Consider the following 11,969-nt stretch of genomic DNA (forward strand, 5'->3'; position numbering starts at 1 on the left):
GGCAACGGCCTTGTCGCTGCCACCGTCCGCCGCGCCTGGGACAGCCGGAAGAAATTGCACTGATGGCAGAACATATCGTCACCAACCCGTTTCTCAATGGAACGACCATCCGGCTTGAGGGCGCGGTGCGCCTGCCGCCGCATTGAGGACATTCTGATGAACGATCCGATCTTGAACATTGTGGTAAACGGCGACGTCGCCACCTTGACGATGAACCGCCCTGACAAGCGCAACGCCATGTGCGACGACCTGCTTGAAGCAATCGAGAGCTTCTTCTCAAACCCGCCGAAAACCGTGAAGGCGGTGGTCATATCGGGGACTGCCGGTCACTTCTGCTCCGGACTGGATTTGAGCGAACATGTCGCTCGAGACGCGGAAGGCACCATGCACCATTCCCGCGGGTGGCACACGGTGATGGACAGGATCCAGTTTGGGGGATTGCCGGTTGTCTCCGCGATGTTCGGGGCTGTTATCGGGGGCGGCCTGGAACTGGCATGCGCAACGCATGTCCGTGTTGCTGAAACATCCACCTTCTTTCAGCTTCCGGAAGGGCGCCGCGGCATATTCGTGGGCGGAGGAGCTTCGGTTCGTGTCGGACGGATACTGGGCGCCGATCGCATGACCGAAATGATGCTTACGGGCCGGAAATACGACGCTGGCGAGGGACTGTCTCTGGGTCTGACCCACTATGTTGTCGATCCGGGTGAAGCCCTGGCGAAAGCACAGGATCTTGCCCGCAAAATCGCGTCGAATGCGCCACTGTCGAATTACATCATGATCCAGGCGCTGTCGCGCATTTCCGACATGTCAAAGGCTGATGGCCTTTTTACCGAAAGCCTGTGTGCCGCACTCACGCAGACAAGCCCGGATGCAACTGAGGGCTTGGCCGCCTTTATCGAAAAACGCAGTCCGAAATTCAGGTGATGTCATGAAAAAACCAGCTGCCGATATCGAAACAGAAGACACAGTTGTCCACGTCAACGACAGGACGTTGCGATCTTTTCACGGTTATCAGATGAAGCGAACCTTCAATGTCATCCAATCGGACCTTAGCCGAACCCTGAAACCGCTTGAACTGAGAATGCTCACCTATACGGCGCTGGTTCTGATTGTGGATAATCCGGGGCTCCGCCAGTCGCAACTGGCAGTAGCCATGGATATCGAACGGCCCAATCTGGTGGTGATTGTCGATGAGCTGGAGCGCAGAGGTCTGGTCTTGAGAGATCGATTGCCCAACGACCGGCGGGCTTATGCGCTCAAGGCAACGGCAGCCGGGCATGACCTGTGCAAGCAAGCGCTTTCAGTCGTAGCAGCGCATGAAACCGCGCTTCTTAAAGGCCTCGGTCCGGATGAGAAGGCAGTTGCCCTCAAAGTTCTTCAGGTGATCGAGGCAAACCGTCAGCGTGATCGCTGACGCGTGTGCCTGCAGGAAAAGTCATGAAACGCACGACAGATTTCCAGTCGCATTCGGTCAGCCGGGAAAATCGTCCGGACGGGTCCATTCTGCTGCGTTCCAACCATCAGCTCAGTTCCAGCGTTGAGCGGACAGGCGACTGGCTGCATCAATGGGCAGAAGAAGCTCCCGGGCGTGTGTTCCTGGCGGAACGCAATGGAGCCGGTTGGCGTGAAGAGACTTACGAAACCACACTGGCAAAGGTGCGCTCGGTCGGCGCTGCGCTTCTTGCCCGTGGTATGGACCGGCAAACGCCAATTCTCGTCATGTCCGGAAACAGTGTCGATCATGGTATCCTGGCACTCGCCGCCCAGTATGTCGGTGTGCCGCTGGTTCCGGTAGCTGAACAGTATTCACTGGTCCATGGGGCACACGGCCGCTTGCGGGATGTCATTCATCTGATCAAACCGAAACTTGCCTATGTGATCGATCAGGACCAGTTCCAAGAAGCGCTGAGCCTTCAGGAACTCTCCGGCGTTGAAATTGTTGCCAGCCGCCCGTCGACCCGTGCAGGCGTAGAAAAGGTCACGAAATTTGCTGACCTTCTCAAAGGGGACGGGGCCGTTGATGTTGATGCGGCTTTTGCCGACGTCACGGCCGATACGGTTGGAAAAATCCTGATGACCAGCGGCTCGACCTCGAGCCCGAAAGGGGTGCTGACAACCCATCGCATGATGTGCGTCAACCAGGCTCAGCTGGCGGACGCCTTGCCGTTCCTGCGCAAGCGTCCTCCGATCATCGTGGACTGGCTGCCCTGGAACCACGTTTTTGGCGGATCCCACAACTTCAACATGATGCTGGCCAATGGCGGCAGTTTCTATATCGATGACGGCAAGCCCGTGAAAGGGCTCTTCGAGAGGACGCTGGAGAACCTTCATCTGATAACCGGCACACTTGCCTTCAATGTTCCGTTGGGTTTCGGCATGTTGCTCGATGCGCTGCGGAAAGACAAAGGCTTCCGGCACCGCTTTTTTCAAGATCTGGATCTGATTTTCTACGCAGGCGCTTCGCTGCCACAGGACGTGTGGTCCGGACTGGAGCAGATGGCTTTGAACGAAAAGGGCGAAGTGCCGCTAATGACGTCGTCCTGGGGACTGACCGAAACAGCACCATCTGCAATGATGCAGCAGGAACCCGCTCCGTGTTCAGGGATTGTCGGGGTGCCTGTCAATGGCGTTACCTTGAAGCTTCTGCCTGATGAGGACATGCGCTGCGAAGTCCGGATCAAAGGGCCAAGCGTCATGCCCGGTTATTTCAGGGACCCTGACAGGACCAAAGTTGCTTTCGACGAAGAAGGATATTTCATCACCGGTGATGCGATGGTCTTTCTGGACGCTGAAGATCCCGACAGAGGGATGCGTTTCGACGGGCGGATTTCCGAAGACTTCAAATTGCAGTCGGGAACCTGGGTCCGCGCTGCACAGCTGAAGCTCGACATGCTGTCCGAACTTGCCCCGCTGGCGGCCGACCTGGTCGTGACCGGTGCGGATCGCACCGAGATCGGTGTGATGATTTTTCCGAACTTGTCCGAATTGACCCAAGCGGGGTTTCAGTTGTCGGAGGAACGCGGTGCTTATCGGTGCGACCTGTTGCAAGGAGAAATTCACCGGCGGCTTGCGGAGCGCGCGCGGACTATCAGCGGCAGTTCAGCAAGGGTGTCGCGTGCAATTGTTTTATCCGCACCCCCATCGGGGGCGGAAGGTGAAATGACCGCCAAGGGCAATTTGAATATCCGCAGGGTTCTGACCCGCCGCGCAACGTTGCTTGAGCGGCTTTATTCCGACGATGACCCCGCGACGGTGAGGCTATAGGGAAGGCACGAGATGGTCGATATCAGCAAGGTCCGCGCAATCGATATTCACACACATGCCGAAGAGCCCTGTGGTTGCCATACCGATGACGGCTATGACGACCTTCAGGCAACCATGGCTGAGTATTTCCGGGCACCATGGAAGCATCCGCCCACCGTGCCGGAAACGGCGGCGCATTATCGCGCGCAAAATATCGCTGCGGTTATTTTCCCCGTCGATGCGGAACGCGAGACCGGATATCGCCGCTACAAGAATGAAGAAGTTGCCGAGATCGCTGCAGACAATGATGACGTCCTGATTCCTTTTGCGTCCATCGATCCACACAAGGGCCGGATGGGTGCGCGGGAAGCACGCCGACTGATCCGCGATTTCAGTATCAAGGGCTTCAAGTTTCACCCGACCATGCAAGGGTTTTTTCCCAATGATCGGATGGCTTATGAGCTTTATGAGGCCATAGCGGAAGCCGGCGGCATCGCCTTGTTCCACACAGGCCAGACGGGCGTTGGCAGCGGCATGCGGGGAGGCAATGGCATGCGGCTGAAATACTCCAATCCGATGTATATGGACGACGTCGCGGTTGATTTTCCGGACATGAAAATCATTCTCGCACATCCGTCCTTTCCCTGGCAGGAAGAAGCGTTGGCGGTCGCCCAGCACAAACCCAATGTCTATATTGATCTGTCCGGATGGTCGCCGAAATACTTTCCCGAAATTCTGGTCAAGTATTGCAACTCGATCCTGAAGAAGAAGGTTTTGTTCGGCTCGGACTGGCCGATGATAACGCCTGAACGTTGGCTGTCCGATTTCGAAAAGATCGCCATCAAGGATGAATTGCGTCCCGACATCATCAAAGGCAATGCAGCCCGCCTCCTAGGCCTTGCCTGACCGGGGTCTGGTGCGTTTTTCGACCGCTATTTGGTCCGATTTGTTTCGGCGTTGCTGTGCTGGCGTGCTTGATTGGCGAGCACGCAGGGGTATTACTTTCGATTGCCGGGTCATGAGACTCAGCTTCCCTCGGCGCAGGCTCGCGCTCAAAACAAGACAGGGTTCGCCGGTATGCATCCCCTCAACCTGGACCAATTGAGAGCGTTTCTGGCGGTTGTCCGGCACGGCGGTGTCAACAAGGCAGCGCAGACCCTGAGCCTGACACAGCCGGCTGTCACCACCCGGCTCAAACGACTGGAAGAAGGGCTTGGAACAGAACTCTTCGAACGCTCACCCGGCCGACTGAAACTGACCAAGCGGGGCGAGATGCTTCAAACCTATGCCGAGCAGTTTGAAAGACTGTCCGACAAGGTGGAAGAGACCGTCGTTGCCAAGGATGGCATCAACCGGCATTTGCGTATTGGAGCGTCTGAAACGATTGCCCAGTGCTGGTTGCCGGATCTCGTTTCGGAGCTGCATTCTGAATTTCCAAATCTTGTCGTCGAGATCAATGTCGATATCTCGGTGAACCTGCGCGCCGGGCTTCTTGATCGCGAAATTGACCTTGCGCTACTGCTCGGTCCCGTTTCGGAATATTCCGTCGACAATGTCGAATTGCCGGGCTTTGATCTGGCCTGGTACGCACCCGTCGGAACCATCGCCGACGGAAAGGCCGGTGAGGCTTTGATCCGGGAAAAACCGGTGATCACCTATGCGCGTCATACACGTCCTTATCGGGAACTGAAAACAGCACTTTTTGAGCGGATTGCGCCTGACGTTCGCATGTTTCCATCATCTTCGTTGTCTGCCTGCTTCAGGCTGGTTGAGGCCGGGCTTGGGGTTGCCGCTTTGCCAAGGGTAATGGGTCAACCTTATGTCGACCAGGGGCGCATCGCGGAATTTGATCCCGGCTGGGTGCCCGAGGCCCTTTCGTTTTCGGCAAGTTATCTCGGGGATCCGCGCAGTCACTTGGTGGCAGCCGCTGCTCAAAAGGCATTGCTGGTCGCGCTTGCTTATGATGGGTATAAAAATACTTTATAAAAAATGCTAAAAAGATTGAATTTGAATTTATAGATCAACTGCGGGAGCCTCCTTGGCGAAAGGAGGCCCATGGTGTCGAGTTACGAAATCCTGCGGAAAGAGCCAGCTGAAACCGTGCGCCGGTACATCCGGAGCGGCGGCTATGCCTCCCACACGGCTGGACTTGGCAAGAACCTGCTTCAAGCCAACCTTGCGATCATGCCGGAAGACTTTGCGCTCGACTTCATGCGGTTCTGTCAGCGCAATCCCAAGCCGTGTCCGCTGATCGGCGTCTCCGACACCGGCAACCCGATGATGTTCACACTCGGACATCACATCGACATTCGAACGGATGTCCCGGCTTACAACATCTACCGAAATGGGCTGCTGTCGAGCACGGTCGCTGACCTAACGTCGCTTTGGAGCGACACGCTGGTTGCATTTGCTATCGGCTGCTCATTCACGTTCGAACACGCGTTGATCGAAGAGGGTATCGATCTCTGGCACATTTCCAACAACACCACGGTTCCCATGTTCAGGACATCACTAAACACCGTGCCTGCAGGGCGTTTTCAGGGTCCGATGGTTGTGTCGATGCGGATGATACCGGATCAGAGGGTCTCAAATGCCATTGAAATCTCGGCCCGGTATCCCCTGGCGCACGGTTCACCTGTCCATATTGGTGATCCGGCCCTGATCGGCATCAACGATATAGGTACACCCGACTGGGGCGATCCGGTGCCGATCCAGACCGGACATACACCCGTGTTTTGGGCCTGCGGCGTCACTCCGCAAGCCGTTATTCAAGACGCTGCGCTGCCGATCTGCATCACTCACAAGCCTGGCCACATGTTGATCACCGATATTCCGAACGACGCTGAAAATCCAATTATAGCAACAACAACAATGTAGACTTCCAACCTTCACGGAGAGGACCCATGAAAAGACTTCTGATTTCCCTCATGTCGAGCGCCGCCATTGCAACCCCGGTGATGGCGGAAAGCCTGTCCGTTGTCGGCAGCTGGTCCAGCTTGCCGTTGCATAAGGAATATGAGGCGCCGTTCTGGCAGACCACATTGCCTGAAGCTTCAGGCGGCAACCTTCAGACAACGGTGACCACTCATAATCAGATGAACCTCGGGGTCGGTGAAGTCTTTCGTCTGCTGGGGCAGGGCGTTTTCGATGTCGGCATGACCGTCGGCGATTACGCTGTGGCCGATGCACCGGAACTTGAAGGTCTTGATGTTCCGCTGGTCGCCATGTCCGCGGACAAGGCGGAAGCGGCCGTGAAAGCGGCGCGGCCGATGGTCGACGAAATTTTCGCACAACGCTTCAATTCCAAGGTGTTGGCCATTGCGCCTTATCCGCCGCAGGTCGTTTTCTGTAATGCTGAAGTCGGGTCGCTCGATGATCTGAAAGGATTGAAGATCCGTGCCTCGGGACGCATGACGGCCAAATTCCTGGAAGCCCTGGGAGCGGAGGGTATTACGGTTTCCTTTTCCGAAGTGCCTGGAGCGCTGCAAAAGGGTGTCGTCGACTGTGCCGTAACCGGTGCTGGTTCGGGCTATAGCGCGGGCTGGTGGGAAGTGACGACCCACCTGCTTCCGATACCCCTTGGAGGTTGGGATCCGGTAGTAACGGCGATCAACATGGACAAGTGGCAGTCTCTCGATGCCGACACACAAGCGCTTATCGAAAAGGAAATTGCCGAGAATTTCGAAGCGCCTGCTTGGTCAACCGCGGAAGGTGCGCTCGCCAACGATATCGCTTGCCTGACGGGCAAGGGCGAATGCGCTTCAGGCGACAGCCGCAATCTGGTGCTGGTTGAGGCAAGTGACGGCGACATAGAGAAAGCACGAGAAATCCTCCAGTCAGAAGTTTTGCCGGAATGGGCCGAACGGGCGGGTGGTGACTGGGCTGCGCGCTGGAACGAAAGTGTTGGCGCTGTTGTCGGCGTGACCATCAAGATCAACTAAGGCCGGAGTGAACAGGTGGCGGAAACGGCATTTAATTTGTTGAAACGGGCCAACCGGCTGGTCGCGATTTCGGTCGGCGTTCTGTTTCTCCTCTGCGCGGGACTCGTCCTTGCCGATATCCTGCTCCGCCGCCTAGGTGCGTCCTTGGGTGGAACCGACGAAATCTCAGGCTATGTCATGGCGATTGGCACAGCCTGGGGCATGGCCTTTGGGCTGGTTGAACTGTCACATGTCAGGATTGACTTTCTGAGGCGCGCCATCGGCGTCCCGAAGTGGCGAATGATACTGGACCTGGTGTCGTTGCTGGCTTTGGCCGGGACGATCACAATCGTGGCGCTGCAGTGTTGGCCAGTGGTGGAGACCACGCTGCGCAATGGGTCTCGAGCCAACACACCGCTCGAAACGCCCCTGGCGCTGGTACAGGTGCCCTGGTTCGCAGGCTGGATCTGGTTTGCGTTGACCGCCTGGCTGACCTTTCTCTGCGCGCTTGTGCTGGTCTATCAGGGCAATTTTTCACGATCGGAACAGGTTATGGGCGTCTTTCCGGAAAGTGAGGCGGTCTGATGCTTGCGTTTGTTTCAATCGGGCTTCTGGCTCTCCTGTCCCTTTCCATTCCGGTTGGAATTGTTCTTTTTCTTCTGGGCTTCGGCATAGACCAATTTTTTACACCTTTTCCGCTGATGCGCGGGCTGGGCTCGATGGTCTGGTCGACTTCGGAAAACGCGGCTCTGATCGCCATTCCGTTCTTTGTGCTGTTAGGGGAGATCCTGGTCAGAACCGGAATCGCCGCAAGGACCTATTCTGCGCTTGACCGTTGGGTGTCCTGGCTTCCGGGAGGTCTGGTACATGCCAATGTGGCGACTGCGACCATGTTCTCCGCAACATCCGGATCGTCTGTTGCAACAGCTGCGACAGTGGCAACAGTGGCCATGCCACAGGCGGACCGTCTTGGTTATGATCCGAAACTGTTTTCCGGCGCGATAGCTGCCGGGGGCACTCTTGGTATCATGATCCCGCCATCGATCAATCTGATTGTCTATGGGTTCCTGACACAGACTTCGATCCCTCAGCTCTTCCTTGCGGGGCTTTTGCCCGGCATTTTGCTGGCGCTCGGTTTCATCGTTGTCACCGCACTTGTGTGCATGGTTCAGCCGAAGCTTGGCGGCGCGCGCAGGACATTTCCTCTGATCGAAATGCTGAAAGGACTTGCCGACCTTCTGCCGATCATCTTTCTGTTTTCGGCCATAATCGGATCCATCTACAAAGGCTGGGCAACTCCGACGGAAGCAGCTTCGGTCGGTGTCGCCGGGGCGCTGGCAATTGCCTTGCTCTTTGGCGGTCTCAATATCCGCATGATAGGTGCCGCTCTGATCGGGACCGTAAAGGTTACGGCAATGATCATGCTGGTTGTGATCGGGGCTTCCTTCCTGAATTTCACGCTGTCAGCCGCTGGCCTGTCTCAGGAGTTACGCGGATTTCTGGAAGGCCTCGGCTTCAACCCGCTCTGGACGCTGCTTGTGATTGTGCTGATGTATGTCGTGCTCGGGTTTTTCATCGAAACTCTGTCACTGATGGTGATCACAATCCCGATTGTCGTGCCGATTGTCACCGCGCTTGGCTATGATCCGGTCTGGTTCGGAATTCTCATGATCGTGCTGATCGAAATGGCTCTGATCACACCGCCGGTTGGCCTCAATCTCTTCGTTGTTCAGGGCGCGCGGCGCGGTGGCTCAATTGCCGAGGTCATGATCGGTGCAATCCCCTATGTGTTGGCCATGCTGGCAATGGTCATCGCCCTGATCGCACTTCCGGATCTTGCGCTTTACCTGCCAAGGGCGATGAATTAATGGCGTCTGAGGCGCTCCGAGCCGGGCCGAGGCGTCTCCGCAAATGAATGTACGCTGTGAAAATCACTTGTCTTGCCCGGTCTTTCCTCCAATGATGTTCCCAGGTGTCATTCAAGCTGAACCTTGAAGCGGAACAAAATACTCATGCGTTTGCCGCAAGTCCCAGACAGGTTCCGGCTGCTTTTGCGGCTGCGGACGACCTTCGGACATTGCATGCTGCTGATATTGGCGGTGTGCACGGCCACGGCGACACTCGTCTATGCCTCGACCGATCCTTTTGCGGAGCGCCGTATGGCGTTGGTGGTTGGCATTTCCAGCTATCAGAACGCGCCTGATCTTTACAACACGACCAGGGACGGCCGGCTGATCGCCGATACGTTGAACGAGCTGAACTTCAGGGTGGCGGAGCATTTCGATATCGGACTGGCCGAATTCAAGGAGTTGCTGGAAAGGTTTTCGTTCGAAGCGGAAACAGCAGATGTCGCTCTTGTCTATTTCGCCGGACACGGAGTTGAAGTCGGTGGGCGCAATTTTCTTGTACCGTCGGATGCAGATTCGGCAAATCGACAGAGGGTAGCCGATACGTCTGTCTCACTGGATGAAATTCTGCAGGCGGTCGACAAGGCGCGCCAGCTCAGGATCGTGATCCTGGACTCCTGCCGTAACGATCCCTTCGCCGAAGGGGATATGACGGAAACACTGACAGTCAATGCCAGTGCGAGGCAGGGGCTTGCGCCGGCCTCGCCCGAGCGCGGTACGCTTGTTGCCTATGCGGCTGAAGCGGGCAAGGTTGCGTTGGATGGTGCAGGCGACAACAGTCCTTTCGCCCTCGCGCTTGCGCAAACCTTGAAGGTTCAGGATCTGGAAATCGGTCTGGCTTTTCGGCAGGTTCGCGATAGCGTTCTCAAGGCAACGGCCAATGCGCAGGAACCGCATACATACGGTTCCTTGTCCGGCAAACCCTATTTTCTGGCGGGCAGCAGCCAGGAAGTGAATGCACTTGCGGCCTCTGCGCGCCGGGATGCATGGGGGCGATTGGAAGTTGATCAGGAAGAGCAGCTGCAGGTCGCTGCACGCGAGGGTGACAGCAGGGCGCTCAAGGGCCTTGCCTATATGCGTTTGAATCCCAATGAAGATCGCTATGATCCGAGCAGGGCGGCCGCCTTGTTGGAGACAGCCGCAGAAGCCGGTGATCCCGAAGCGATGTTTGAACTCGCACGCATGTACGAACGTGGGATTGGCGTTGAGCAGGATGTTGACAAGGCATTGAAATTGTTTCGCAAGTCTGCCGATGAGGATTTCGCAGACGCCATCAATGATCTCGGTTTTCTCTATTATCAGGGCGGTCTGGGCGTAACGCGGGATCCGAAAAAGGCTATTGAATTGTTCGGACGGGCAGCCGACCGTCGGCACCCTGAAGCCATGTTCAATTATGCCGCGTTGATCGATGACGGAGTTGTGGACGGCAAACAGCCAGATGATGCGGCAGAGTTCCTGTACAGAGCTCTCAGGTCCGGCAATGAAGAAGTGCTCAACCAGCTTTCGGAAAACCCGAAGATGTTCAAGACCGCAACGCGCCGGTCCCTGCAGCGCAAACTGTCGGAGCGCGCTTTCTACAGCGGTTCGATAGATGGCCAGTTCGGACCGCAAACCAAGCGCAGTCTGCGTAAGGCTTATGGATTGTCAGAATAAGTTGCAGCCGTTGAACGGCTTTGACCATCTGCTATCTGCGACTTGCCTCAGGCCTTTGGTCAATTGGTGAAAATTGCCGCAGGGTTATCTTTTTGCTATCGTGTATTTGGATTCTTCGTTTTAGTAAAAGATGATTACTGTTTTTGACGGCGCTCAATGCAGTCACTGGCAAAGGGCAATATTTCAGCCTGTAGATGTTTGACCCGCGGTCATCTGTTTTGTGTACTGCGAAGCGACCAGTTAACTGCCTTGTTCTTTATATTTATGACTTGAGTTTAGATAGCTCAGACCATTTGGAAGTTTGTTAAGACAATTCTCAGGGGGTGAAAATGATTGATAAACAATGCCTGAATGGCGTGATTGCCTGTCTGCTGGCAGGACAGTTCGCGGCAATGTCGGTTCTACCGGCAGGCGCTGCCGTGTCGCCACACGATGCAATCCATGAAGGGGTCAGCGCTGAGCCGCAGGGCGACTACATTCTGCTCGCCCAGTACGATGATTCCTATTCGGACTCGTCACCGGAAGATCGGACAAGTTACACCGGCGACAATGAGCGGGACCCGAGACTTGCCGCGTCGGGCGGTTACAGCGATACCGTTACGCGCGGTGTTGCCAGGTTGATTGTCGATGGCAACAAGGAATGTGAGAACGATACACGTCCCGAATACCGCCTCGACTGCCTGGCGGTGAATTTCGGCAAAATTGCATCTACCATCGAGCGGCGTCCCAATTATCAGCAAGCCGGGCAGGAGCTTAGAAGATTGTCCCGGAAGCTGAAGGCGATCCGGACGAAATATGCGGACCCGGCGGCTCCGAAAGTCACCAAGAAGCGGCAAACCTATCGGGCTGTTTCAAAAGCAAGTCTGGCGCAGGCGAACCGGGAAGCGTCAGCTGCGATCGACGAGACGGTCACAAAACTGCTGCGATCGGCCGGGAATTCGGAAAAGCGGAAGACACACTACGCACAGATCGCGACGGCGGTTGGCTCAACAAAGAGGTTGTTGCGGTCCTGATCGACAGGCGGCTGCATGGCCATCTGATTTCGGCTCAAGACGCCGTGGTCATTCAATGAGAGCCTGTCATCTCGTCTAAACAAAAAATGCGGGCGCTTTTTGTAACGCCCGCATTTTTTTGTCAGGTTGCTTTTTGACAGGTGACCGGAGCCTTAGACCGTACCGCCGAGTGAGCCTTCGAGTTGGGCGAGTTCCTGTCCGCCTGCCATCATTTCCTGTAGTTCTTCTGCCTT

Annotated in this window: 11 protein-coding genes; all 11 read left to right on the forward strand. The window is 56.1% G+C overall.

All coding sequences use genetic code 11. The features are described from left to right. Window positions 1–156: 156 nt before the first annotated feature. The 11 genes from Q0835_RS23295 (at window position 157) to Q0835_RS23345 (ending at window position 11,736) form a co-directional block, all read left to right on the forward strand. Window positions 157–924 (forward strand): crotonase/enoyl-CoA hydratase family protein, encoded by a 768-nt coding sequence (locus Q0835_RS23295; RefSeq protein WP_298964735.1) that lies wholly within the window; start codon window positions 157–159, stop codon window positions 922–924. A 4-nt stretch (window positions 925–928) separates the two neighbouring features. Then, entirely contained in the window at window positions 929–1,414 is a 486-nt protein-coding gene (locus Q0835_RS23300; RefSeq protein ID WP_298964737.1) for a MarR family transcriptional regulator, read from the forward strand. A 23-nt stretch (window positions 1,415–1,437) separates the two neighbouring features. Next, window positions 1,438–3,264 (forward strand): feruloyl-CoA synthase, encoded by a 1,827-nt coding sequence (locus Q0835_RS23305; protein ID WP_298964740.1) that lies wholly within the window; start codon window positions 1,438–1,440, stop codon window positions 3,262–3,264. A 12-nt stretch (window positions 3,265–3,276) separates the two neighbouring features. Beyond that, window positions 3,277–4,149, forward strand: a complete 873-nt coding sequence (locus Q0835_RS23310; protein ID WP_298964743.1) for an amidohydrolase family protein — start codon at window positions 3,277–3,279, stop codon at window positions 4,147–4,149. Between the two features lie 72 nt (window positions 4,150–4,221). Beyond that, a complete protein-coding gene (locus tag Q0835_RS23315; RefSeq protein WP_298964748.1) occupies window positions 4,222–5,229 on the forward strand; it encodes a LysR family transcriptional regulator in 1,008 nt (335 codons plus the stop codon). Window positions 5,230–5,298: 69 nt separating this feature from the next. Next, window positions 5,299–6,120, forward strand: a complete 822-nt coding sequence (locus Q0835_RS23320) for a putative hydro-lyase (RefSeq protein WP_298964751.1) — start codon at window positions 5,299–5,301, stop codon at window positions 6,118–6,120. Between the two features lie 26 nt (window positions 6,121–6,146). Continuing rightward, a complete protein-coding gene (locus Q0835_RS23325) occupies window positions 6,147–7,184 on the forward strand; it encodes a TRAP transporter substrate-binding protein (protein ID WP_298964754.1) in 1,038 nt (345 codons plus the stop codon). A 15-nt stretch (window positions 7,185–7,199) separates the two neighbouring features. Further along, on the forward strand, window positions 7,200–7,748 hold the full coding sequence (locus Q0835_RS23330) for a TRAP transporter small permease subunit (protein ID WP_298964756.1): 549 nt from the start codon (window positions 7,200–7,202) through the stop codon (window positions 7,746–7,748). After that, window positions 7,748–9,031, forward strand: coding sequence for a TRAP transporter large permease (locus Q0835_RS23335; RefSeq protein ID WP_298964757.1), 1,284 nt, complete (start codon window positions 7,748–7,750; stop codon window positions 9,029–9,031). The genes Q0835_RS23330 and Q0835_RS23335 overlap by 1 nt, the downstream gene beginning before the upstream one ends. 213 nt (window positions 9,032–9,244) lie before the next feature. Continuing rightward, the gene (locus Q0835_RS23340) at window positions 9,245–10,723 is read left to right on the forward strand and encodes a caspase family protein (protein WP_298821965.1); all 1,479 of its coding nucleotides are present in this window, start codon (window positions 9,245–9,247) and stop codon (window positions 10,721–10,723) included. Window positions 10,724–11,052: 329 nt separating this feature from the next. Continuing rightward, entirely contained in the window at window positions 11,053–11,736 is a 684-nt protein-coding gene (locus tag Q0835_RS23345) for a hypothetical protein (protein WP_298964758.1), read from the forward strand. The last annotated feature ends 233 nt before the right edge of the window (window positions 11,737–11,969 follow it).

The sequence above is a fragment of the uncultured Roseibium sp. genome, from assembly GCF_947499295.1.
Taxonomy (GTDB): Bacteria; Pseudomonadota; Alphaproteobacteria; order Rhizobiales; family Stappiaceae; genus Roseibium.